The 24,009-nt window shown below is 70.1% G+C and carries 21 protein-coding genes; 13 read left to right on the forward strand and 8 right to left on the reverse strand.

The window, feature by feature from the left end; all coding sequences use genetic code 11:
* Window positions 1–54: 54 nt before the first annotated feature.
* The 6 genes from ACFTZL_RS15360 to ACFTZL_RS15385 all read right to left on the reverse strand — a co-directional run bounded on the left by ACFTZL_RS15360 (window position 55) and on the right by ACFTZL_RS15385 (window position 7,324).
* The gene (locus ACFTZL_RS15360) at window positions 55–366 is read right to left on the reverse strand and encodes a hypothetical protein (protein ID WP_382581869.1); all 312 of its coding nucleotides are present in this window, start codon (window positions 364–366) and stop codon (window positions 55–57) included.
* 76 nt (window positions 367–442) lie between these two features.
* Window positions 443–832, reverse strand: a complete 390-nt coding sequence (locus ACFTZL_RS15365; RefSeq protein WP_382581872.1) for a response regulator transcription factor — start codon at window positions 830–832, stop codon at window positions 443–445.
* 45 nt (window positions 833–877) lie between these two features.
* Window positions 878–1,603 carry a class I SAM-dependent methyltransferase gene (locus ACFTZL_RS15370; protein WP_382581875.1) on the reverse strand — a complete coding sequence of 242 codons (726 nt, stop codon included), beginning with the start codon at window positions 1,601–1,603 and terminating at the stop codon, window positions 878–880.
* A 128-nt stretch (window positions 1,604–1,731) separates the two neighbouring features.
* A complete protein-coding gene (locus tag ACFTZL_RS15375; RefSeq protein ID WP_382581877.1) occupies window positions 1,732–4,182 on the reverse strand; it encodes a SpoIIE family protein phosphatase in 2,451 nt (816 codons plus the stop codon).
* Between the two features lie 144 nt (window positions 4,183–4,326).
* Window positions 4,327–6,717 (reverse strand): MFS transporter, encoded by a 2,391-nt coding sequence (locus ACFTZL_RS15380; protein WP_382581880.1) that lies wholly within the window; start codon window positions 6,715–6,717, stop codon window positions 4,327–4,329.
* Window positions 6,718–6,880: 163 nt separating this feature from the next.
* Window positions 6,881–7,324, reverse strand: a complete 444-nt coding sequence (locus tag ACFTZL_RS15385; protein ID WP_215117577.1) for an SRPBCC family protein — start codon at window positions 7,322–7,324, stop codon at window positions 6,881–6,883.
* A 170-nt stretch (window positions 7,325–7,494) separates the two neighbouring features.
* Here ACFTZL_RS15385 and ACFTZL_RS15390 point away from each other — a divergent pair, with 170 nt between their 5' ends.
* The 4 genes from ACFTZL_RS15390 (at window position 7,495) to ACFTZL_RS15405 (ending at window position 11,225) form a co-directional block, all read left to right on the forward strand.
* Entirely contained in the window at window positions 7,495–8,532 is a 1,038-nt protein-coding gene (locus ACFTZL_RS15390) for an Rv2578c family radical SAM protein (protein WP_382581883.1), read from the forward strand.
* Window positions 8,533–8,668: 136 nt separating this feature from the next.
* Window positions 8,669–10,246, forward strand: coding sequence for an alpha/beta hydrolase (locus ACFTZL_RS15395; protein WP_382581886.1), 1,578 nt, complete (start codon window positions 8,669–8,671; stop codon window positions 10,244–10,246).
* Window positions 10,247–10,302: 56 nt separating this feature from the next.
* The gene (locus ACFTZL_RS15400) at window positions 10,303–10,701 is read left to right on the forward strand and encodes a RidA family protein (protein WP_382581888.1); all 399 of its coding nucleotides are present in this window, start codon (window positions 10,303–10,305) and stop codon (window positions 10,699–10,701) included.
* A gap of 20 nt (window positions 10,702–10,721) precedes the next feature.
* Window positions 10,722–11,225, forward strand: coding sequence for a GNAT family N-acetyltransferase (locus tag ACFTZL_RS15405; protein ID WP_382581912.1), 504 nt, complete (start codon window positions 10,722–10,724; stop codon window positions 11,223–11,225).
* Between the two features lie 2 nt (window positions 11,226–11,227).
* Here ACFTZL_RS15405 and ACFTZL_RS15410 read toward each other — a convergent pair whose 3' ends face one another.
* On the reverse strand, window positions 11,228–11,803 hold the full coding sequence (locus ACFTZL_RS15410; RefSeq protein ID WP_382581891.1) for an adenylosuccinate lyase: 576 nt from the start codon (window positions 11,801–11,803) through the stop codon (window positions 11,228–11,230).
* Window positions 11,804–12,134: 331 nt separating this feature from the next.
* Here ACFTZL_RS15410 and ACFTZL_RS15415 point away from each other — a divergent pair, with 331 nt between their 5' ends.
* The 9 genes from ACFTZL_RS15415 (at window position 12,135) to pssA (ending at window position 22,975) form a co-directional block, all read left to right on the forward strand.
* Window positions 12,135–13,940, forward strand: a complete 1,806-nt coding sequence (locus ACFTZL_RS15415; protein WP_382581894.1) for a 3-hydroxyacyl-CoA dehydrogenase family protein — start codon at window positions 12,135–12,137, stop codon at window positions 13,938–13,940.
* Between the two features lie 115 nt (window positions 13,941–14,055).
* Window positions 14,056–14,865, forward strand: a complete 810-nt coding sequence (locus tag ACFTZL_RS15420) for a TetR family transcriptional regulator (RefSeq protein WP_382581897.1) — start codon at window positions 14,056–14,058, stop codon at window positions 14,863–14,865.
* A 386-nt stretch (window positions 14,866–15,251) separates the two neighbouring features.
* Window positions 15,252–16,589: a crotonyl-CoA carboxylase/reductase gene (gene ccrA, locus ACFTZL_RS15425; protein ID WP_382581915.1), complete on the forward strand. Its 1,338-nt coding sequence runs from the start codon at window positions 15,252–15,254 to the stop codon at window positions 16,587–16,589.
* A gap of 8 nt (window positions 16,590–16,597) precedes the next feature.
* Window positions 16,598–18,625, forward strand: coding sequence for a protein meaA (locus tag ACFTZL_RS15430; RefSeq protein ID WP_382581900.1), 2,028 nt, complete (start codon window positions 16,598–16,600; stop codon window positions 18,623–18,625).
* Window positions 18,622–19,584: an HpcH/HpaI aldolase/citrate lyase family protein gene (locus ACFTZL_RS15435; RefSeq protein ID WP_382486804.1), complete on the forward strand. Its 963-nt coding sequence runs from the start codon at window positions 18,622–18,624 to the stop codon at window positions 19,582–19,584. Before ACFTZL_RS15430 ends, ACFTZL_RS15435 begins: the two co-directional genes overlap by 4 nt.
* A gap of 5 nt (window positions 19,585–19,589) precedes the next feature.
* The gene (locus tag ACFTZL_RS15440; protein WP_382581918.1) at window positions 19,590–20,102 is read left to right on the forward strand and encodes a MaoC family dehydratase; all 513 of its coding nucleotides are present in this window, start codon (window positions 19,590–19,592) and stop codon (window positions 20,100–20,102) included.
* Window positions 20,103–20,104: 2 nt separating this feature from the next.
* A complete protein-coding gene (locus ACFTZL_RS15445; protein WP_382581903.1) occupies window positions 20,105–21,310 on the forward strand; it encodes an acyl-CoA dehydrogenase family protein in 1,206 nt (401 codons plus the stop codon).
* A gap of 170 nt (window positions 21,311–21,480) precedes the next feature.
* Window positions 21,481–22,137, forward strand: coding sequence for a phosphatidylserine decarboxylase (locus ACFTZL_RS15450; RefSeq protein WP_382581920.1), 657 nt, complete (start codon window positions 21,481–21,483; stop codon window positions 22,135–22,137).
* A gap of 58 nt (window positions 22,138–22,195) precedes the next feature.
* The gene (gene pssA, locus ACFTZL_RS15455; protein WP_382581906.1) at window positions 22,196–22,975 is read left to right on the forward strand and encodes a CDP-diacylglycerol--serine O-phosphatidyltransferase; all 780 of its coding nucleotides are present in this window, start codon (window positions 22,196–22,198) and stop codon (window positions 22,973–22,975) included.
* Between the two features lie 104 nt (window positions 22,976–23,079).
* On the opposite strand, the gene ACFTZL_RS15460 is transcribed toward pssA, so the two are convergent.
* A partial coding sequence (locus ACFTZL_RS15460) for a glycerate kinase (protein ID WP_382581909.1) occupies window positions 23,080–24,009 on the reverse strand: 930 nt, incomplete at its 5' end.

The following is a 24,009-nucleotide window of genomic DNA, read 5'->3' on the forward strand; positions in this document are numbered from 1 at the left end:
GGCTTTCCTCAGCCCGGCAGCCGTCAGTCGTGCTTCACCGCCGTTTCACACCGGTCAGCGGTGCTGGAAGCCCGACTCGCCCACGCCCCACGTGCAGCCGGGGGTGGAGAAGCTGGCTCCCGAGAAACTCCCGCCCTTGTAGGGCGAGTACACGGCGAACGGCGACAGGTCGCACTCGCCGTACAGGCGGACGTCGTGGGCTCCGCTGTGCGAACAGCCGCTGGCCCACGCGTTGCCGCCGTTACCGGAGTTGTGGCCCTGGTTGCTGCAGGACACGGTGCCTGCCTGGGCGGGCAGCACGGTGGCGGCCGTCACGCCGCCGGCGAGCGCGGCTCCGATGGCCAGAGACGCCAGAAGACGCTTCATGCGTTACCCCCTCAAGATCCGCTGACCGATGTTCCCCAACAGCGGACCAGGTGTGCACGGCCGGACTCTCCGACCGTCATGTGCCACTTTTGCAACCCGCGCCTCGTTCGCCCATCGGACCTTTGGGTATTGCCCCAAGGTCCGATAGCGCTTTCTGGGATCTCTGTGCTAGAAGGGCCGCTTCCACGCGGGACTCGACGCCGAGCTTGCGCATCAGACTCGTCAGATGGGCCTTCACCGTGCGCTCGGCAATTCCGAGTCGTTGTGCGAGCCGCCGGTTCGAGTCACCTGTGACCAGCAGGGACAGAACTTCCAGTTCACGACTGGTCAGTTCATTGAACTGATCCGATCCCATGTATTTCCCCCGATCTTGTCGCTCTTCTGATGTGTGGCACAGTGCCCCGTTGTGCCTCTGCGATCGGCGAATCGTAGTCAGTCGGAAAGAATTGATACACGGGTTGCACATCAGGCGCGAAAACCAGCCACAAAGGAAGCTTGAAACAGATACCTGTTACACCGTGCGCCGGGCGACCACCCACGTCGAGGGCAGCTCCACCCGGGTGCCGTCGGGTGCGTACTCCGTGGTGGCGAGGGGCATCTCGCCGCTCGCCAGGACGGTGAGGCCGGCCGAGCGCAGATACTCGGGCACGGCCTCGTCGGAGACCTCGCCGGGTGCGATGCCGTGCCGGAACACCGGCGCGAGCTTGGGCGGCGGACCGGCCGGGTCGCTCGCCAGGCCCAGCAGCACCGGCTTGGCGGCACCGGAGAGCTCCACCAGGAAGGCCCGGCCGCGGTCGCCGACCAGCGTGGCGATCCCGTCCACCAGCGACTGCCGGTCGTCCGGTTCGCACTGGTGCAGGACGCCCCGCATGTAGACGTTGGTGTCGCCGAGCTCCGCGTGCAGGGTCTGGGTCTCGCTCTTGTCGGCGGCGTCCAACTGCCGGTACGTGGCCTGCCCGGCCGGGTCGGCCTGCCGGGCGTGGTCGAGGGCCGCGGCCGACAGATCGGCGCCCACGACCCGTGGGAAGCGGTCGGCGAGGTAGCGGGTCTGGGTGCCGTTGCCGCAGCCGAGGTCCACCATCGGCAGTGCGGGATCGGCCACATGAGGTTCGAACAGGGCGAGGTGCGGGCCGGCGGTCAGGACCGGCTCGGCGTCCCAGAACACCGCCCCCGGTTCGGCGGGCGCCGCACGCCAGAACCCCTCCCAGGCTTCCCGGTACCGACTCGTCACGCTCATGCCCAACTCCCCAGGGTGCGAACGGATCCCGCCATCCGGCGGGCGAGTACGGTGTACCGCGCGGCGCGGGCCGCGACAAGCGTCCGGGGTGTTCTTTCACGGCTCGTTCGAGAGGCGCCCGGGACGGATCAGCGCCTGGGCAGCGTCAGTTCGAACCACACGGTCTTGCCCGTCTTGGTGCGGCTGGTGCCCCACTCACGCGACAGCGTGCTGACGACACGCAGACCGCGCCCGGCATCGTCGAGAGAGCCGCTGCTCAGCAGCGTCGGCAGCTCGTGGTCGTCGTCGTCCACCTCGCACAGCAGGGTGTCGCCGCGGACCAGGCGCAGTTCCACGGGGCGTGCGTGGGAGTGCCGTACGGCGTTGGTGACGAGTTCGCTGACCATCAGCTCGGCGGACGCGACCAGCTTCGCCAGGCCCCAGTCGTGCAGCCGCTCGCGGACCACCGCGCGGGCCCGGCCGGCCTCGGCCGGGTCGAGGGCGAGCCGCCACTCGGCGACGTCGTCCGGCTCGATGCCGTTCAGCCGGGCCATCAGCAGCGCCACGTCGTCCTTGCGTCCGCCTTGGATGTTGAGGGCGCGGATGATGGTGTCGCAGGCGTCGTCCATGGACGCGGCGGGGTGGGCGGCCGACTCGCAGAGGGTCGCGAGGCCCACGCCGATGTCCTCGCCGCGCACCTCGACCAGCCCGTCGGTGCACATCACCAGCCGGTCGCCGGGCTCCACGCGCATGCGTATCGCCTCGAAAGGCACTCCCCCGACGCCGATCGGCGCTCCCGTGGGCAGGTCCAGCAGTTCGCTGCGCCCGTCGTCGGCCCGGACCAGGACGGGCGGGATGTGCCCGGCGTTGGCGAGGTGCAGCTCGCTCGCGATCGGGTCGTACACCGCGTACAGACAGGTCGCGAGGTAGCTGTCGCCGAGGCGCTGGGCGAGGTCGTCGAGGTTGCGCAGCAACTGGGCGGGCGGCAGATCGAGTCCGGCCATGGTCTGCACGGCCGTCCGCAACTGGCCCATCATCGCGGCCGAGTTCAGGCCGTGGCCCATGACGTCCCCGACGACGAACGCGGTACGTCCGCCGGGCAGCTTCACCGCGTCGAACCAGTCGCCGCCGACCCGCCCGAGCAGCGTGCCCGGCAGATAGCGGGTGGCGATGTCGCAGCCCGCCATGCGGGGCGGGATGTGCGGCAGCATGCTGTCCTGGAGCGTCTCGGCGACGTTCTCCTGGTACGTGTACATGCGCGCGTTGTCGAGCACGAGGCCCGCGCGGGCGGCGAGTTCGGCGCCGGTGACGCGGTCCATGTCGTTGAACACGGGCCGCTCCGGGTGCCGCAGCAGGATCATGAAGCCGAGCACGACATGGCGGGCCTTCAGGGGCACGACCAGCATGGAGCGGCCCGTGATGAGCGGCCGGATGTCGCGCTTCTCGAACTGCGCCGCGATGGCGTGGCCCATCTCCTCGCTGATGCGCGGCACGAGGACGGGTTCGCCGGAGGTCATGCACTGGAAGAACGGCGTGTGCGCGGGGAACGGCATGGCCTCCCCGACCGGGACGACGTCGTCCCAGCGGCCGGGCTCGTCGGTGTGCTCCAGGGCGACCCGGTGCCACATGGTGGTCGTGTCGGGCACGCCTTCCGGGAACCCCTCGCCGGCGACGACCTGTTCGCGCAGATACGTCCCGGCGACATCGGTGAACCGGGGCACGACGGCCCGGCTGACCTCGATGATCGTGCGGGACAGGTCGAGGGAGGTGCCGATGCGGCCGCTGACCTCGTTGAGGAACTCCAGATGCTCGCGGACGGCCGCGTACTCGAGGTCCTCGCCCTCGTCGCGCAGTTCTTCCGGGACGGGCTCGCCGGCGGCCAGGGCCCGCGCGGCACGTTCCCTGCGCGCCTTGCGCTCGGCGCGCCGGGCCACACCCCAGTCGGGGGTGACGGGCACCCGGTCGTTCTGGCTGAACTCCAGGATGGGATAACCGAGTTCGAGGACCTGGCCGACGATGCGGGCGCTCTCGCCGACGCTCATGCTGGGCAGGATCTCGGGCAGCCGGCGGGCGAGATCCTCCGAGCCGGGGAAGTCCGTGTGCAGCGCGAAGCCGGGCGCTATCCGCGCCGGCGCGCCGTCGGCGATGTCGTCGGCGCGCAGCACATCCGCGTCGGCGGCCAGCACGAGCAGCCGCTCCGGCCCGGGACCGATCAGGGGGTAGGCCCACCACAGGACGTCGACCCGGTCGCGGCCGGGTGCGCTGAGCCGGGCACGGCCCGCCGCCGGGTAGGAGAGGCCGCCGTCGAGGGACGATTCGAGGTCGGGTCCGAGGCCGTCGTAGGCGGCGTACGGGGTGGTGTCCTCCTCCTCGGGCAGGGCGCCCGAGACGGGGAGCAGATCGAGGGCCGTGCGGCCGATCGCCTCGTCCTTGGGGACGCCGAACAGGCGCCGTGCGCCCCGACTCCAGTGGGACACGAGGCCCTCGCGGTCGACCACGACGACGGCCAGGGGGACCCGGCCGGGCTCGGCGGGTTCCGTCACCGTGCCGTGTCCAGCTCCAGGGCTGGGGGATGCGTCCCTCTCGGTGCCACGATCCATGGCCCAGGCCCTCTCTCCCCACGGATCCGCGAGATCTGTGCCGGCGTCACCACCGTACGGCGCCCTCCGGTCGCGATGTGAGGCAATGCGGGAATTGCTCGCGCGGGCCTCGCACCGGCGTACGACCCCGCACGCCGGTGCGCCTCAGTCCTCGTGGCCCAGCTGCAGATCCCGCTCGGTGCGGCCGCCTCCGGCGACTTGGAGGACGGTGGCGACGGGCGGGTATCCGGCGGCGATGACGGTGTACTCGCCGGAGGACAGGTCGACGAACCGGAACGTCCCGTCGGGGCCGGTGGTGAGGGTGTCGACGACGTTGCCCGCCACGTCCAGCAGGGTCACACGGGCGTCCTCCACGGGCCGGCCGCCGCCCGCCCGGACGGTGCCGCGCAGGACGGCGCCGCCGGAGAGTTCGATGTCCCGGCGGGTCTCGCGATCGGCCTGGACGGTGACGAGCAGCGCGGCCGGGCGGAAGGCGGGCGCGCCGGCGGCGAGCGTGTACTCCCCGGCGACCAGTTCGGTGATGACGTAGCCGCCTTCCCGGCCGCTGCGGGTGGTGGCCACGACCGCCCCGTGCGCGTTGGTGAGGGTGACGGTGGCGTCCCGCACGGGGGTGCCGTCGGCGGTGACGACGCTGCCGACGAGGTTTCCGGCGCCGCCGAGGACGATGTCCAGTTCGACGGGGCGTTCGCCGACCGTCACGGAGACCGCCTGCGGCTGGTGGCCGCCCGCGGCGGCAATCAGCACGTAGGCGCCGGGACCCGGGGTGGGGAGCGCGTAGCGCCCGTCCTCACCGCTCGCGCCGCGCCCGGTCTGCTGCCCGGTGACGTCGATGAGCGTGAGCGCCGCGCGGGGCACCACGGTCCCGTCGTGGTGCTGCACCGAGCCGCAGACGGGCATTCCGGCCGCGTGTGGTGCGCGGGCCTGCGGGATCGCGGCGTTCCCCGGCGCCGTGTCCGGGTCGGTGGCGGAGGCGTAGTGGGACACCAGTGGTTTCTCCTTGAGGAAGAAGGCGATGACCAGTCCGAGGACGAGCACCGGCACCAGGTAGAGGAAGATCCGCGGCATGGCGTCGGCGTACGCCCGGATGTAGCCGTCGCGCAGTGCCGGGGGCAGCGCGTGCACGAGCTGCGGGGTGATGGACTCGGACTCGGGCAGCCGGTCGCCCGCGCGCGTGGGGAGGCTCTCGGCCAGCGCGTCGGCGAGCCGGCCGGCGAAGAGGGTGCCGAAGACGGCCGCTCCGACGCTGCCGCCGATCTGCCGGAAGTAGTTGTTGGCGCTGGTGGCCGTGGAGAGGTCGGCGGGGCGCACCGAGTTCTGCACGGCGAGGATCAGGACCGGCATCACCATGCCGATGCCGGCGCCGAGGACGGCCGTCCAGATGCTGTAGTGCAGCCGGGGCGTGTCGGCGTCGAGGCGGGAGAGCAGCCACATGCCGGCGACGGAGAGGGCACCGCCGAGGATCGGGTAGGCCTTGTAGCGGCCGGTGTGGCTGATGAGCTGGCCGGCGATGATCGAGGCACCGACGATGCCGCCCGTCATCGGCAGCATGAGCAGGCCCGACTCGGTGGCGGAGGCCCCGTCGACCATCTGCAGCCAGGTCGGCAGATAGCTGGCGGCGCCGAACAGTCCGGCTCCGATCACCAGGCCGACGAGGCCGGTGACGTTGAAGACGGAGTCCTTGAACAACCGCAGCGGGATGAGGGGTTCGACGGCGAAGCGCTCGACGACGAGGAAGAGCACGGCCGCCGCGGCCGCTCCGGCGCCGAGGCCGAGGATCATGCGCGAGTCCCAGGCGTACTCGGCGCCGCCCCAACTGGTGAGCAGTACCAGGCAGGTGGAGGCGGCGGTCAGCAGCAGCGCGCCGAGGACGTCCAGCCGGGCCCTGGCGGCCGGCTTCGGGAGCTTCAGCGCGACGGCGACGACGGCGAGGGTGAGCAGGCCGAAGGGCACGTTGACGTAGAAGCACCAGCGCCAGGAGAGGTGGTCCGTGAAGTAGCCGCCGAGCAGCGGTCCGGCCACGGAGGCGAGGCCGAACGCGGCGCCGATCAGGCCCATGTAGCGGGCGCGCCGCCGGGGCGGCACGATGTCCGCGATGATCGCCTGGACGCCGATCATGAGGCCGCCCGCGCCGACGCCCTGGAGGGCGCGGAAGGCGATGAGCTGGTCCATGGTCTGCGCGCGGCCCGCGAGGGCGGAGCCGGCGACGAAGACGACGATGGCGAACTGGAAGACGCCCTTGCGGCCCAGCAGATCGCCGAGCTTGCCGTAGATCGGCAGTCCGACGGTGGCGGTGAGCAGGTAGGCGGTGATCGTCCAGGACATCCGGTCCAGGCCGTGCAGCTCGCCGACGATCTTCGGGAGCGCGGTGGCGACGATCATCTGCTCCAGGGCGGCCAGGAGCAGGGCCGGCATGAGAGCGAAGAAGATCAACCGGACCCGGCGGGGGCTCAGTTCTTCGGCCGGGGCAGGTGGTGGGGCGGGGGTGTCGGGTGGCGCCACCGCCGGTTCGTCCTGCGCCAGAGTGATTCCGCCCACCTACCGCTCCCCTCGTCGCGCTGCCGCACAATTCCCGCGTAAAAGCGACAACTATGAGCAAGCACGACGAGTTACGGCATGCGGCGGGTCCGCCCGGAGATCACCCGAACCGGTGAGGGGGCGCAACGGCCCCCGCGAGGCTGGACCTTGGGGAGGCGGGCGGTTACTTCTCGACCTCGGCGGCGAGCTTGGCGAGCATCGCGTCGTAGATCCGGCCGAGACCCTTGGGCGCGAAGGTCTTCTCGAAGAAGCCGCCGATGCCGCCGGCGCCGGTCCAGGTGGTGGTCACGACGACCCGGGACTTGCCCTCACCGGCCGGGGTGACCCGCCAGGTGGTGACCATGGAGGAGTTGCGGTCCTTCTCGACCAGCTCACCGTCGGTGGGCTCGCCGACCTCCAGGAGGCAGTCGCGCACGCGCTTGCTGGTGGCCTGGAGCTTCCAGTGGACGAGGGTGCCCTCGCCGTCGCCGCCCTCGCGCACCTCGTACTCGCTGAAGTGCTCGGGCAGCAGCTTCTCGCGCGTGCCGCTGTAGTCGGCGAGGGCGTCGAACACCGTCTCCGCGTCCGCCGCGACGATCCGCTCCGTAGTGGCCTCGACCTGCGCCATCAGGTTCCTCCAGGACATGGTTTCTCGGGGGTCGGGGCAAGCCAACCACCCCGCTGCCCGGCCCCCCAAATCGGGGTCCCCGAACCCGGTCGAACACGTTCGCAAAACACCCTCGCACGATCAAGGGAACATGTGTTCTATTCTGTGGTCAGTGCTACCGAGGAGGCGTCATGCGCTGGGAGAACCTCACAACGGACTCCGAACACAGCCGGGCCGACTCCGCGCTGTTCGGTGCGGACGCGGTGACCACCCGCACCTTCGACACGCCGGAGTTCGCCGGCATCACCTTCCACGAGATCCGGGCCCGTTCGATCATCAACCGGGTGCCGGCGGTCTCGCGGATGTCGTTCCAGTGGACGGTCAACCCCTATCGCGGCTGCTCGCACGCGTGCGTGTACTGCTTCGCGCGCAAGACGCACAGCTATCTCGACCTCGACACGGGCCTCGGCTTCGACAGCCAGATCGTGGTCAAGATCAACGCGCCCGAGCTGCTGCGCCGGCAGCTCGGCTCGCGGCGCTGGCAAGGCGAGCACATCGCGATGGGCACGAACGTCGACTGCTACCAGCGCGCCGAGGGCCGCTACCGCCTGATGCCGGGCATCATCTCGGCCCTGCGCGATCACGCGAACCCCTTCTCGATCCTGACCAAGGGCACGCTGATCCTGCGCGACCTGGACCTGATCAAGCAGGCCGCGGAGGTGACCGACGTCGGCATATCCGTCTCGGTCGGCTTCACCGACGCCGAGCTGTGGCGCACCGTCGAGCCGGGCACGCCCGCGCCGGAGCGGCGCCTGGACGTCGTACGGACCCTGAGCGAGCACGGCATCGGCTGCGGGGTGTTGATGGCTCCGGTGATCCCGTTCCTGGGCGACCAGCCGGCCCAACTGCGGGCCACCGTGCGGGCGATCGCGGCCTCCGGCGCCACGTCCGTCACCCCGCTGGTGCTGCATCTGCGGCCCGGCGCCCGCGAGTGGTTCATGGCCTGGCTGGGCCGGGAGCATCCCTATCTGGTGGCCCGGTACGAGCGGCTGTACGCGGAGGGCTCCTACGCCCCGAAGTGGTATCAGCGCCGGATCACCCGTCAGGTCCACGAGCTGGCGGAGGAGTACGGCATCGGGCCCACGCGCGCGGACCTGCCGCGCCGGATCCGGCCGCCCGAACCGGCCGAGCCGCCGACGCCCGAGCCCACCCAACTGTCGCTCATATAGGAGCGTTCGAGGGCATCTCGCGACCCAATCGGGTCAAGTCTTGACAGAACACGTTCTTCCAGGGCCGCTTGCCGGGACGAATCGGCGATGACCGTGAACTCCGCGGTCCGACGCCTCTCCGTCCTGGAAGGACTCCATGAGAACACGCGCAGCCGCGCTGTGCGGCGCTGCCGTCGTGCTGGCCGGGAGCCTTACGGCCGGGCCCGCCGAGGCGAGCGCACCGCACTCCGCGGAAACGTTTCGCGCCGCGAAACCCGGCTGGAAGAAGTGCGGCACCACCGACTATCCGATGCTCCAGTGCGCGTCTCTCAAGGTGCCGCTCGACCACGCGAACCCGCGCGGTCCGCAGATCACCCTCGCGCTGTCCCGCGTCCCGCACACCGCCGAGAGGTTCCAGGGCCCGCTGCTGGTCAACCCCGGCGGCCCCGGCGGCGACGGTCTGACGCTCGCCGGCTTCGTCGCGACCTCGCTGCCCAAGGAGGTCGCGGCCCAGTACGACATCATCGGCTTCGACCCGCGCGGAGTGGGCGAGAGCAGGCCCGCGCTGGACTGCGAGCCCGGCTACTTCGGCCCGGTGCGCCCGGACTCCGTGCCGGGCACGCCCGAGGCCGAGCGGGCCAACCTCGCCCGCGCCAAGTCCTTCGCCGTCGCCTGCACCGAGAAGTACGGGCACCTGCTGCCGCACATCAACACGGTCAGCGCCGCGCACGACATCGATGCGATCCGGCAGGCACTGGGCGCGCGGCAGATCAACTACTTCGGCTACTCGTACGGCACCTATCTGGGCGCGGTCTACGGGCGGCTGTACCCGCAGCACGTGCGGCGCATGGTCCTGGACTCGATCGTCGACCCCACCGACGTCTGGTACACCGCCAACCTCAACCAGGACCACGCCTTCAACGACCGCCACCGCGCCTTCATGGCCTGGGTCGCCAAGCACGACGAGCGGTACCGGCTCGGCACCGACCCGGAGAAGATCGAAGCCGCGTGGTACGCGATGCGGGCGGCACTGGCCAAGGATCCGGCGGGCGGCAGGGTGGGCGCCGCGGAGCTGGAGGACACCTTCGTCCCGGGCTCCTACTACAACGGCTACTGGCCTTATCTGGCGGAGGCGTTCGCGGCGTATGTGAACCGTAAGACCACCGCCCCGCTGGTCGAGGTGTACAAGAACTTCGGCGCGATCGACGCCGCCGACGACAACAGCTACAGCATCTACACCGCGGTGCAGTGCCGGGACGCGTTCTGGCCGCGTGACTGGCACCAGTGGCGCAAGGACAACTGGGCGGCGTACGAGAAGGCGCCGTTCATGACCTGGAACAACGCCTGGTACAATGCACCGTGCGCGTTCTGGCCGACCGACGGAGCGCGCCCGGTGAGCATCGCCAACGGCCAGTTGCCGCCGGCCCTGCTGTTCCAGGCGACGAACGACGCGGCCACTCCCTACGAGGGCGGCGTCACCGTCCATGACCTGCTGGCGCGCTCCAGCCTGGTCGTCGAGCAGGGCGGCGGCAACCACGGCATCACGCTGAGCGGGAACGCCTGCCTGGACAAGTACCTGGCGACGTATCTGTCCGACGGCACCGTGCCGCGTGGTATCGGCACACGGGACGCGACCTGCGACGCCCTGCCGGACCCCGAGCCGCTGACGTCGAAGACGGCGTCGATGTCCGCACGCGGCTCGACCCTGCACCGCCTGCTCGGCTTCCGCAGCTAAGCCCCTGACCGTCCGTCGGGGCGGGCTTTGTCAGACCCGTGGTCCACTATGGCCCCATGAGCGAGCTGACGAGGATCTCCGCCCCCGACGGGGTCGCTGCCGCTGCCCAGTACAGCCACGTCGTCATGGGCACCGGCCGTTTCGTGGCCGTCGCCGGCCAACTCCCGCTCGACGAGCGGGGCGGGCTGGTCGGCGAGGGCGACCCGGCGGCGCAGGCCCGTCAGGTCTTCGAGAACCTCGGGCGCTGCCTGGCCACGGCCGGGGCGACCTTCGACGACGTCGTCAAACTCACCTACTTCGTCACGGACATGGCCCATATGCCGGCCATCCGCGCCGCCCGCGCCGAGCACATACCCGACGACCGGCTGCCGGCCGCCTCGGCGGTGCGGGTCGCCGGCCTGGTCCGGCCGGAGTTCCTGATGGAGATCGAGGCGTTCGCGGTGGTGGCGGAGTGAACGGGCTCCGGGTCCGGGAGATGACGCTCGCCGACTGCGACCGTGTCGCGGAGATCCGCGTACGCGGCTGGCAGAGCGCGTACCGCGGGCTGATCCCGCAGGCGTACCTGGACGGCCTGAGCACCGCCGAGGACGCGGAGCGCCGCCGTACGTACTTCGCGCAGGCCGACGGCAGCGTGGTGAACCTGGTCGCCGAGGACACCGCCGGCGAGCTCGTCGGCTGGGCCTGCCACGGCCCGTACCGGGACGGTGAAGTCCGTACACCGGACGCCGAGTTGTACGCCGTCTACGTCCACCCGGAGCACCTGGGACGCGGCGTGGGGCGGGCGCTGCTCACGGAGTCGGTCGAGCGCTGTTCCCGCGCGGGACACGGCCGTCTGCTCCTGTGGGTCCTCAAGGAGAACGGCCGGGCCCGGCGTTTCTACGAACGGGCCGGCTTCGACGCGGACGGCACCGAGGAGCCCTTCGAGGTGGAGGGCACCACCGTCCCCGAAGTGCGCTACGCGAGACCGCTCCCCCGCTGACCTCACCGCTGCTTCGGAATCCTCCCCAGCGCACGCACCGCCGCCTCGGCGAGCACCGGATGAGCGAGGGCCTCGTCCAGGACGGGCCTGGCCCGGGCGTCGCCGAGCGTGCCGAGTCCGTCCACACAGGCGAGGGCCACACGACGGTAGGGATCGTGCGGCCGCAGCCGCCGCCGCAGGGTGGTGATCAGCGCGGGCACGGCCTCCGGGGCGCGCAGCTCGACCAGGAGCCGTACGGGGTGGAGGGCGTAGGCGACGCGCAGTTCGTTGGTCGCGAGGGCGGCGGCCGCGCGGGCGGTGCGCGGGTCGCCGAGGCGGGCGAGGGCGTAGGCGGCGGAGGCGCAGCGCGGCGGGTCACGGTGGTTCAGCAGCAGCACCAGGGCCTCGAAGGCCCGCCGGTCCCGCGCGAGCCCGAGCCGGAACGCGGCCAGTTCCCTCGCCCACAGCTGCTGCCCGGGTTCGGTCAGCACACCCGCCAGGGCGTCGACGTCATCGGTCGCCACAAGCCGCTCGAACGCGGACCCCGCCCCCGACTCCTGCCGTAAGCGCAGCGTGAGTGATCGCAACTCTTCGTCCATGACTGAGAGGGTAGGGGCGCCGCGAGCTGCGCGGGACGTACATCACAAAGACGAGGGCTGGCGTGCTCGTTACCCGCCAGTTAAGCTCAGACGAGCGAGTTACCCACTCGTATTTCCTCGCGGCGGTCTGGTGACGCGGCCGTCGTGAGAGCAGTCGGTTCGGTACCTCAGGTACCGCGGTGAGACTCGGCCCCGGGACAGGGCCGGTCCTCCCTTCACCGGGCGTGTGCGCTTGCAGCCCGGCAACACCCGCACTTCTCACGCACCCGGTGCGCCCCTCGGCGCACCCGGGCGTGTTCCCCGTCGTCACCCTCATTCCTGGAGTCCCGCGATGGCCACTCCCCTTTCCGACCCGTCCCAGTCCCCGCTGCAGACCATCGCCGTCGTCGGCCTCGGCACGATGGGCACCGGCATCGCCGAGGTCCTCGCCAAGGCCGGCCGCGAGGTCGTCGGCATCGACATCAGCGAGGCCCAGGCCGCGAAGTGCGCCGCCGCCCTGGAGGCCTCCACCGCCCGTGGCGTCGAGCGCGAGCGGCTCACCGAGCAGGACCGTACGGACATCCTCGCCCGGGTCCGCACCTCCACCGACCTCAGGGCGGCCGCAGACGCCGACCTGGTCATCGAGGTGGCGCCGGAGTCGTACGAGGTCAAGCAGCAGATCTTCCGGGAGCTGGACGGGATCGTGCGCCCCGAGACGATCCTGGCGACCGGCACCAACGCCTTGTCCGTCACCCGGCTGGCCGCCGACTCCTCCCGTCCGGAGCGGGTGCTGGGCCTGCACTTCTTCAACCCGGCCCCGGCGATGAAGCTGGTCGAGGTCGTCTCCTCGGTGCTGACCGCGCCGGCGGCCGTCACGGCGGTCACCGACCTCGCCCTGGACCTGGGCAAGGAGCCCGTCGCGGTCGGCGACCGCCCGGGGTTCGTCGCCGACGGCCTGCTGTTCGGCTACCTCAACCAGGCCGCCGCGATGTACGAGGCGAAGTACGCCTCCCGCGAGGACATCGACGCCGCGATGCGGCTGGGCTGCGGGCTGCCCATGGGCCCGCTGGCCCTGCTCGACCTGATCGGCGTCGACACCGCGCGCACGGTCCTGGAGGCGATGTACGCCGAGTCCCGCGACCGCCTGCACGCACCGGCCCCGATCCTCGCGCAGTTGAGCGAGGCGGGCCTGACCGGCCGTAAGGCGGGGCGTGGTTTCTACACCTACGAGGCACCGGGCAGCTCGGTCGTCGTGCGGGACGCGCTGACCCCGCTGGAGGGCGGCGGCCTGACCGCGGGCCGGGAGGTCCACTCGGTCGGTGTCGCGGGCTCGGGCACGATGGCCTCCGGTATCGCCGAGGTCTTCGCCAAGGGCGGGTACGAGGTGGTCATCGCCGCCCGCAGCGAGGAGAAGGCGCAGGCCGCGAAGGCCCGGATCGGCAAGTCCCTGGCCCGCTCGGTCGACAAGGGCCGGCTGACCGCCGAGGCCGCCGCGCAGACCCTGGAGCGCATCACTCCGACGGGCACGTACGACGACTTCGCCGACGTCGACCTGGCCGTGGAGGCGGTCGCCGAGGACCTGGAGGTCAAGCGGCAGTTGTTCGCCGCGCTGGACAAGGTCTGCAAGCCGGGCGCGATCCTGGCCACCACCACCTCGTCCCTGCCGGTCGTCGCCTGCGCCCGTGCCACCTCGCGCCCGCAGGACGTGATCGGCATGCACTTCTTCAACCCGGCGCCGGCCATGAAGCTGGTCGAGGTCGTCCGTACGGTGCTGACGGCCGACGACGTCCACGCGACGGTCCGTGAGGTCTGCGGCCGGATCAGGAAGCACGCGGTCGACTGCGGGGACCGGGCGGGCTTCATCGTGAACGCGCTGCTGTTCCCGTACCTGAACAACGCGATCAAGATGGTCCAGGAGCACTACGCCTCCCTCGACGACATCGACGCGGCGATGAGGCTGGGCGGCGGGTACCCGATGGGCCCCTTCGAGCTGCTGGACGTCGTCGGACTCGATGTCTCACTCGCCATCGAGAAGGTCCTGCACCGCGAGTTCCGCGACCCGGGGCTCGCCCCGGCGCCGCTGCTGGAGCACTTGGTGGCCGCGGGCTGCCTCGGCCGCAAGACCGGCCGTGGCTTCCGCGAATATGCCAAGCGCTGAGGGTCCCGGCGACTGGTTCCGGTCCGGCGACGAGTGGGGTGGCCTGCTCGGCCCGGACCGGTTCCACGAACCAGGCCACGCGCAGCGAGCTGCGCACATGCAGTACGTTCAGGGCATGCCCCAGCCCGCCAAGTCCTCACGTACACCAGCTACGACCGACGCGCCGGAACGTCCCGCAGGCTCTCGCGCCGCCGCCCAGCGGCTCAAGATGCGCCGGGAACTGGCGGCCGCCGCGATGGAGCTGTTCGCGACCAAGGGGTACGAGGCGACCACCGTCGACGAGATCGCGGCCGCGGCCGGAGTCGCGCGCCGCACGTTCTTCCGCCACTTCCGCTCCAAGGAAGAGGCGATCTTCCCCGATCACGACGACACCCTGATCCGTGCCGAGGCGGTGCTCAACGCCGCGCCCGCGCACGAGCATCCGCTCGACACGGTGTGCCGCGGCATCAAGGAAGTCATGAAGATGTACGCGGCCCGGCCGGAGATCTCGGTCGCCCGTTACAAGCTGACGCGCGAGGTGCCCACGCTGCGAGAGGCGGAGATCGCTTCGGTGGCCCGCTACGAGCGTCTGTTCACCCGCTATCTCCTCGGCCACTTCGACGAGCGCGCGCACGCCGACGACGCCAACGACGACCCGCTGCTGGCGGAGGTCGCCGCGTCCGCCGTGGTCACCGCCCACAACCACGTCCTGCGGCGCTGGCTGCGGGCCGGCGGGCAGGGGGACGTGGAGACGCAGCTCGACCACGCCTTCGCGATCGTGCGCAAGACCTTCGGCACGGGCATCGGGGCCGGGCGCTCCACGGACCCGCAGCCGGCCGCGGCGACGGCCTCCACCCAGGGCGAGGTGCTGGTGACCGTCGCCCGTACCGACGCCCCGCTGGACGAGGTCATGAGGACGATCGAGCAGGCACTCAAGGAGCGCTGAGCAGCTCGCACCACTGTGATGACGGCCACCCCGTGGGGTGGCCGTTTTGGCATGTCAGGGGCCGTTTTGACATGTCCCACCGAGGCCATTCGATCGATCATCGCTCATTTGTTACGTAAAGATTTCATCTGAGAGCAAGTTCTGGCACTCAGTGCCTTGCGGGGTGACACGCGGTGTCATACGTTGAAGAGGTCCGGGCGACGTCCCAGCAAGCCCACCGCCTGCTCGCCCGGACGCCTGCGTCACAGGCAACCTCCCGCGCCACAAAGCGCTGCCGAACAGCACCACCGCCGAACCGACGGCACACCCTCAACCCTCAGCAGCACCGCCGTAACCCTCAGCGCCCCTCCCTCAGGGCGCACACCGCCGGAGGCAACACCGTGACCATGAAGGACATCCTGGCCGCGATCCAGTCGCCCGACTCCGTGTCGGAGGACTTCGCCGCCCTCCCGCTGCCCGAGTCGTACCGCGCGATCACCGTGCACAAGGACGAGACGGAGATGTTCGCGGGCCTCGAGACCCGCGACAAGGACCCCCGCAAGTCGATCCACCTGGACGAGGTCCCGGTCCCGGAGCTCGGCCCGGGCGAGGCCCTGGTGGCCGTCATGGCCTCCTCGGTCAACTACAACTCGGTGTGGACCTCGATCTTCGAGCCGCTGTCGACGTTCGGATTCCTGGAGCGCTACGGCCGGCTCAGCGAGCTCACCAAGCGCCACGACCTGCCGTACCACGTCATCGGCTCCGACCTCGCGGGCGTCGTCCTGCGCACCGGCCCGGGCGTCAACGCCTGGCGGCCCGGCGACGAGGTCGTCGCGCACTGTCTCTCCGTCGAGCTGGAGTCCAGCGACGGCCACAACGACACGATGCTCGACCCCGAGCAGCGCATCTGGGGCTTCGAGACCAACTTCGGCGGCCTCGCCGAGGTCGCGCTGGTCAAGTCGAACCAGCTCATGCCCAAGCCCGACCACCTGAGCTGGGAGGAGGCCGCCGCCCCCGGCCTGGTCAACTCCACCGCCTACCGGCAGCTCGTCTCCCGCAACGGCGCCGGCATGAAGCAGGGCGACAACGTGCTCATCTGGGGCGCGAGCGGCGGACTCGGCTCCTACGCCACCCAGTTCGCGCTGGCCGGCGGCGCCAACCCGATCTGCGTCGTCTCCAGCGAGCAGAAGGCGGACATCTGCCGGGCGATGGGCGCCGAGGCGATCATCGACCGCAACGCCGAGGGCTACAAGTTCTGGAAGGACGAGAACACCCAGGACCCCAAGGAGTGGAAGCGCTTCGGCAAGCGCATCCGCGAGCTCACCGGCGGCGAGGACGTCGACATCGTCTTCGAGCACCCCGGCCGCGAGACCTTCGGCGCCTCGGTCTACGTCACGCGCAAGGGCGGCACCATCGTCACCTGCGCCTCCACCTCGGGCTACAACCACGAGTACGACAACCGCTACCTGTGGATGTCCCTGAAGCGGATCATCGGCTCGCACTTCGCCAACTACCGCGAGGCCTGGGAGGCCAACCGGCTCATCGCGAAGGGCAAGATCCACCCGACGCTGTCGAAGGTGTACTCCCTCGAGGACACCGGCCAGGCCGCGTACGACGTGCACCGCAACCTCCACCAGGGCAAGGTCGGCGTGCTCACGCTGGCCCCCGAGGAGGGCCTCGGCGTGCGCGACCACGAGAAGCGCGCCAAGCACATCGACGCCATCAACCGCTTCCGGAACATCTGAGGTCGTCCATGAGTGAGCGTCAGAAGGACCGGCCGTGGCTCATGCGCACGTACGCCGGTCACTCCACGGCCGAGGCGTCCAACGAGCTGTACCGGCGCAATCTCGCCAAGGGGCAGACGGGTCTGTCGGTGGCGTTCGACCTGCCGACGCAGACCGGCTACGACTCCGACCACGTCCTCGCCCGCGGCGAGGTCGGCCGGGTCGGTGTGCCGATCGCGCACCTCGGTGACATGCGCCGGCTGTTCCAGGACATCCCCCTGGAGCAGATGAACACCTCGATGACCATCAACGCCACGGCCATGTGGCTGCTGGCGCTCTACCAGGTCGTCGCCGAGGAGCAGGGTGCGGACATCACCCAGCTCCAGGGCACGACCCAGAACGACATCGTCAAGGAGTACCTGTCCCGGGGCACCCATGTGTTCCCGCCGGGGCCGTCGCTCCGTCTGACGACGGACATGATCGCGTACACGGTCTCCCACATCCCGAAGTGGAACCCGATCAACATCTGCAGCTACCACCTGCAGGAGGCGGGCGCCACGCCGGTGCAGGAGATCGCGTACGCGATGTCCACCGCGATCGCCGTGCTCGACGCCGTGCGCGACTCCGGCCAGGTGCCGCAGGAGCGCATGGGCGACGTCGTCGGCCGCATCTCCTTCTTCGTGAACGCGGGCGTCCGCTTCGTCGAGGAGATGTGCAAGATGCGCGCCTTCGGCCGCATCTGGGACAAGGTCACCCGCGAGCGGTACGGCATCGAGAACCCCAAGCACCGCCGCTTCCGCTACGGCGTCCAGGTCAACTCCCTGGGCCTGACGGAGGCTCAGCCGGAGAACAACGTCCAGCGGATCGTGCTCGAGATGCTGGCCGTGACCCTCTCCAAGGACGCACGCGCGCGTGCCGTGCAGCTCCCCGCCTGGAACGAGGCGCTGGGCCTGCCCCGCCCCTGGGACCAGCAGTGGTCGCTGCGCATCCAGCAGGTGCTGGCGTACGAGAGCGATCTGCTGGAGTACGAGGACATCTTCGACGGCTCGAAGGTGATCGAGGCGAAGGTGGAGGAACTGGTCGAGTCCGCCCTCGCGGAGATCGACCGCATCCAGGAGATGGGCGGCGCGATGGCGGCCGTCGAGTCCGGCTATCTCAAGTCCCAGCTTGTCTCCTCGCACGCGGAACGCCGGGGCCGGATCGAGTCCGGCCAGGAGAAGATCATCGGTGTCAACGCCTTCGAGGGCACCGAACCGAACCCGCTGACCGCCGACCTGGACACCGCGATCCAGACGGTCGACCCGGCGGTCGAGGCCCGCGTCATCGCCTCGCTCCAGCAGTGGCGCGACCACCGCTACCAGCCGCCCTTCAACCACCCGCGCCCCTGCAAGGTGCTGGAGCGGCTGAAGGAGGCCGCCCGCGGCACCGAGAACCTCATGGAGGCCACCCTGGAGTGCGCCCGCGCCGGGGCGACCACCGGCGAGTGGGCCGGGGCCCTGCGCGAGGTGTTCGGCGAGTTCCGCGCCCCGACGGGCGTCTCGTCGGCGCCCGTGGCCGTCCCGGTCGAGGAGGGCAGCACGCTGGCCCTGGTCCGCCGCAAGGTGGATCTGACGGCCAAGGACCTGGGAGTCGGCAAGCTGCGCTTCCTGGTCGGCAAGCCGGGGCTGGACGGGCACTCCAACGGCGCGGAGCAGATCGCCGTGCGGGCGCGTGACGCCGGCTTCGAGGTGGTCTACCAGGGCATCCGGCTGACGCCCGAGCAGATCGTGGACGCGGCCGTCGATGAGGACGTGCACGCGGTGGGCCTGTCCATCCTGTCCGGCTCGCACGCCCAACTGGTCCCGGACGTGCTCGAACGGCTCCGTGTGGCCGGTGCCACAGATATTCCGGTGATCGCCGGTGGCATCATCCCCAACGGGGACGCCGAGCAGCTCAGGGCCGCCGGAGTGGCCGCCGTCTTCACCCCGAAGGACTTCGACATCACCGGAATCATCGGCCGCATCGTCGACGAGATCCGGAAAGCGAACAAGCTCGACCCCCTGGAGGTCCCCGCATGACGACCGTCAACCGCCTTCGCCCCCGGCGTTCCTGCCTGGCGGTACCGGGCTCGAACCCCCGCTTCCTGGAGAAGGCCCAGGGCCTCCCGGCGGACCAGGTCTTCCTCGACCTGGAGGACGCGTGCGCCCCGCTCGCCAAGCCCGAGGCGCGGCACACCATCGTCAAGTTCCTCAACGAGGGCGACTGGACGGGCAAGACGCGCGTCGTGCGGGTCAACGACTGGACGACCGAGTGGACGTACCGGGACGTCGTCACCGTCGTCGAGGGCGCCGGCCAGAACCTCGACTGCATCATGCTGCCGAAGGTGCAGACGGCCCAGCAGGTCGTCGCCCTCGACCTGCTGCTGACGCAGATCGAGAAGACGATGGGCTTCGAGGTCGGCAAGATCGGCATCGAGGCGCAGATCGAGAACGCGCAGGGCCTGAACAACGTCAACGAGATCGCGACGGCCTCCCCGCGCGTCGAGACGATCATCTTCGGCCCGGCCGACTTCATGGCCTCCATCAACATGAAGTCGCTGGTCGTGGGCGAGCAGCCGCCCGGTTACCCGGCGGACGCCTACCACTACATCCTGATGAAGATCCTGATGGCCGCCCGCGCCAACAACCTCCAGGCGATCGACGGCCCCTACCTGCAGATCCGCAACATCGACGGCTACCGCGAGGTCGCCCAGCGCGCCGCCGCCCTCGGCTTCGACGGCAAGTGGGTGCTGCACCCGGGCCAGGTCGAGGCGTCCAACGAGATCTTCTCGCCGTCCCAGGAGGACTACGACCACGCCGAGCTGATCCTGGACGCGTACGACTACTACACGTCCGAGGCGGGCGGCAAGAAGGGCTCCGCGATGCTCGGCGACGAGATGATCGACGAGGCCAGCCGCAAGATGGCCCTGGTCGTCTCCGGCAAGGGACGCGCCGCCGGCATGCAGCGCACCAGCAAGTTCGAGATCCCGGAGGCGTGACGACGATGCAGTTCGGACGCACCTACGAGGAGTTCGAGGTCGGGGCGACGTACAAGCACTGGCCGGGAAAGACGGTCACGGAGTACGACGACCACCTCTTCTGTCTCCTCACCATGAACCACCACCCGCTCCACATGGACGTCAACTACGCCGAGAAGACGACGGACTTCGGCAAGAACGTGGTGGTCGGGAACTACATCTACTCCCTCCTGCTCGGCATGTCGGTCCCGGACGTCTCCGGCAAGGCCATCGCCAACCTGGAGATCGAGTCGCTCAAGCACGTGGCGCCGACCTTCCACGGTGACACGGTCTACGGCCAGACGACCGTGCTCGACAAGTGGCCGTCCAAGTCGAAGAACGACCGCGGCATCGTCTACGTCGAGACCAAGGGCTACAAGCAGGACGGCACGCTGGTCTGCGTGTTCCGCCGCAAGGTCATGGTGCCGACCGAGACGTACATCAAGGAGCGCGGCGGCGAGCAGCCCGGCCGCCCCGAGCTCAAGGAGCAGGAGAAGTAGCCATGGCGCGACTCGCCCAGACCGCCGGTCTGACGGACATCCAGCAGGAGATCCTGTCCACCGTCCGGGACTTCGTGGACAAGGAGATCATCCCGGTCGCGACGGAGCTGGAGCACCGCGACGAGTACCCGCAGCAGATCGTCGACGGGCTGAAGGAGTTGGGCCTGTTCGGCCTGATGATCCCCGAGGAGTACGGCGGTCTGGGCGAGTCTCTCCTGACGTACGCGCTGTGCGTGGAGGAGATCGCCCGCGGGTGGATGTCGGTGTCCGGCATCATCAACACCCACTTCATCGTGGCGTACATGCTCAAGCAGCACGGGACGCAGGAACAGAAGGACCATTTCCTGCCGAGGATGGCGGCGGGCGACATCCGTGGCGCGTTCTCGATGTCGGAGCCGGCCCTCGGCTCGGACGTCTCGGCGATCACGTCGAAGGCGGTGCGGGACGGCGAGGAGTACGTCCTGAACGGCCAGAAGATGTGGCTGACGAACGGCGGAACGTCGTCTCTGGTGGCCGTTCTGGTCCGAAGTGACGAAGGTCACCCCGAGGGCACCGCGCCCCACAAGTCGATGACGACCTTCCTCGTCGAGAAGGAGCCCGGCTTCGGCGAGGTCCGCCCCGGCCTCACCATCCCCGGGAAGATCGACAAGATGGGTTACAAGGGTGTCGACACCACCGAACTCATCATGGATGGCCTGCGGATTCCTGCGGATCGCGTGCTCGGCGGGGTCACCGGCCGTGGTTTTTACCAGATGATGGACGGGGTCGAGGTCGGGCGCGTCAACGTGGCGGCACGTGGCTGCGGCGTCGCTCAGCGTGCGTTCGAACTGGGCGTCCGGTACGCGCAGCAGCGTCACACCTTCGGGAAGCCGATCGCCCAGCACCAGGCGATCCAGTTCAAGCTCGCGGAGATGGCTACCAAGGTCGAGGCCGCGCATGCGATGATGGTGAATGCAGCTCGCAAAAAGGACTCCGGTGAGCGAAACGACCTCGAGGCTGGGATGGCGAAGTACCTCGCCTCCGAGTACTGCAAAGAGGTCGTCGAGGACGCCTTCCGGATCCACGGCGGCTACGGCTTCTCCAAGGAGTACGAGATCGAACGCCTCTACCGTGAGGCTCCGATGCTGCTCATCGGTGAAGGTACCGCCGAGATCCAGAAAATGATCATCGGTCGGCGACTGCTCGAAGAGTATCGATTCCAGGGCTAGATGTCCGGATACGGGGTGTTTTCTTGGAGAAGAAGATCACACCCCGTCAGCACTCTTCAGCCGCCGACTCGGCTGCCTGGCTTACCCAGTTACGGCCCCGAGCCGCTACGATCGCCGGAAAGCCGCCGTCCCCCGTCAGAGTGCGGCCTCATCCGCTACGAAGGTCATCCATGCCCCACAGCCAAACCTCTGCACCACGCGACAGCCGGGCCGGCGTACGCCTCGCGCGCGGAGCATCGCCGTGGCTCCTTCCGACCGTCGCCACCGCAGCCCTCAGCCTGGCCCGTGCCCGGCGCTCCGGCGCCGCCAAGGCCGTCGCCGTTCCCGCCACCGCGCTCGCGGCGGGAATGCTGTGGTTCTTCCGCGACCCCGAGCGCGAGATCACCCAGGGCCGGGTCATCTCGCCCGCCGACGGTGTGGTGCAGAGCATCATGCCGTGGAAGGACGGCCGCACCCGCGTCGCGATCTTCATGAGCCCGCTCGACGTGCACGTCAACCGCGCGCCGCTGGCCGGCACGGTGACGTCGGTCGAGCACATCCCCGGTGGCTTTGTTCCCGCTTTCAACAAGGAGAGCGAGAACAACGAGCGGGTCGTGTGGCACTTCGACACCGAGCTCGGCGACATCGAGATGATCCAGATCGCCGGCGCGGTCGCCCGTCGCATCGTTCCCTACGTGCCCCAGGGCACCAAGGTCGAGCAGGGCGAGCGGATCGGCCTGATCCGTTTCGGTTCGCGCGTGGACGTCTACCTGCCCGAGGGCGTGGAGGTAGACGTCGAGGTCGGTCAGAAGACCGTGGCTGGGGTGACTCGCATTGACCGTGATTGATCCTGATACCAAGGCCGGCTGGGTCCCGGAGGCCGACGAGGTGGACGAAGAAGAGGAGATGCCTCTCTCTCTTCGCCTCTCGATAGCGGACACTCTGACACTCGGCAACGCCACGTGCGGGTTCATGGCGGTGTATTTCACGACCACCGGCATCCTCATCCCGCACCTCTCGGGTGACGAATTCGGCATGGCCCGCAACAGCGCGGCCACGGCCGTGATCCTGATGCTGTGCGCGGCTGTCTTCGACCTGTTCGACGGCCTCGTCGCCCGCAAGCTGCGGTCGTCGCCGATGGGCGCGGAGCTGGACAACCTCTCCGATCTGATCAGCTTCGGTCTGGCACCCGCGTACTTCGTGCTCGTGTACGGCATGGTCGCGAGGGACGCACATGAGCGGGTCGCGGCGGTGGGCGCGATCGTTGTGCTGTTGGCGGTGGTGCTGCGGCTTGCCCGCTTCTCGTGCGTCACCGTGAAGGACGGGACGTTCCAGGGCATGCCATCGCCGTTCGGGGCGCTGACGGTCGTGTCGATCGTGCTGCTGGAGCTGCCCTTCGTGGCGACGCTGCTGGCGATCCTGGGGACGGCGTGGCTGATGGTCAGCCGGGTCGAGTACCCGAAGCCGCGGGGGCGGCTCGCCGTGGCGATGCTGTCGTGGATCGTGCTGAGCATGGGGCTGCTGGCGGCGTGGGCGTTCGACGCGCCGAGCGGACAGCTCCTGCTGCAGACGGGGTGCGCGCTTCAGCTCGTCATGGGTGCGGTGATTCCGCTGTTCGCGACGGCTCGGCGGGTGAACAACTTCCGCGGCAACCGGCGGGAGGCGCGGGCGGCACAGCTTCCGTAGCGCCGTAGCGTTTGACATTGCTTGGGCCCCGGACCGGGTTTCGGTCCGGGGCCCTTCGCTTATGCCCGCACACTGCCCGAATCGGTCGGACAGAATGTGCTCTCTCAGGTCAGGAAGTCCCTGGCGATGCGTTCTGCCACCCGCTCCAGGATCGGGCCCGCCTCGGCGATGCACTTCGCCACGTCCGGCTCCGCGTCCGTCAGGGGGTAGGCCCGGCGGAAGCCGGACCGGCCCAGGACCTCCGGGGGCAGGGCGAGGCGGCCGCAGACCGCCACGACGTCCTTGCCGGCGGCGCGGGCCGCCGCGGCGACGCCCGCCGGGGCCTTGCCGTGCAGGGTCTGTTCGTCGAGGGAGCCCTCGCCGGTGATCACCAGATCGGCACGGTCCAGCGCGGGTGCGAAGCCCAGCACGTCGAGCATCACCTCGATGCCGGGGCGGAACCGAGCGCCCAGCAGCAGGGCGCCGTAGCCGATGCCACCAGCCGCGCCCGCGCCGGGCGAGGCGGCGTACTCGGCGGCCTTCCGCCCGGCCGGCCCCTCCAGCACCTTCGCGAAGTGCGCGAGGGCGGTGTCCAGGGCCGCCACGTCGTCCGGCGAGGCGCCCTTCTGCGGGCCGTAGACCGCGGGCGCGCCCTTCGGGCCGGTCAGCGGGTTGTCGACGTCGCTGGCGAGGACCAGTTCGACCTCGGTGAGGCGCGGGTCGAGGCCCGACAGATCGGCTGTGGCCAGCTCGGCGAGGCCGCCGCCGCCCGGCGGTACCGGCTCGCCGTCCGCGTCCAGGAACCGGGCGCCCAGCGCGGACAGCATCCCGGCGCCGCCGTCCGTGGTGGCGCTGCCGCCGACCCCGAAGACGATCGTGCGGGCCCCCGCGTCCAGGGCGGCCCGCAGCAACTCGCCGGAGCCGTACGTGGACGCCGTGAGCGGGGCGAAGACGCCGGCGGGCAGCCGCTGGAGTCCGCTCGCCTCGGCCATCTCCACGCACGGAACCAGCTCGTGCCCCAGGGAGCACCCCACCGGGCGCCCGCCTCGATGGGC

The organism is Streptomyces sp. NPDC056948 (genome assembly GCF_042674225.1).
Lineage (GTDB): Bacteria > Actinomycetota > Actinomycetes > Streptomycetales > Streptomycetaceae > Streptomyces > Streptomyces purpurascens.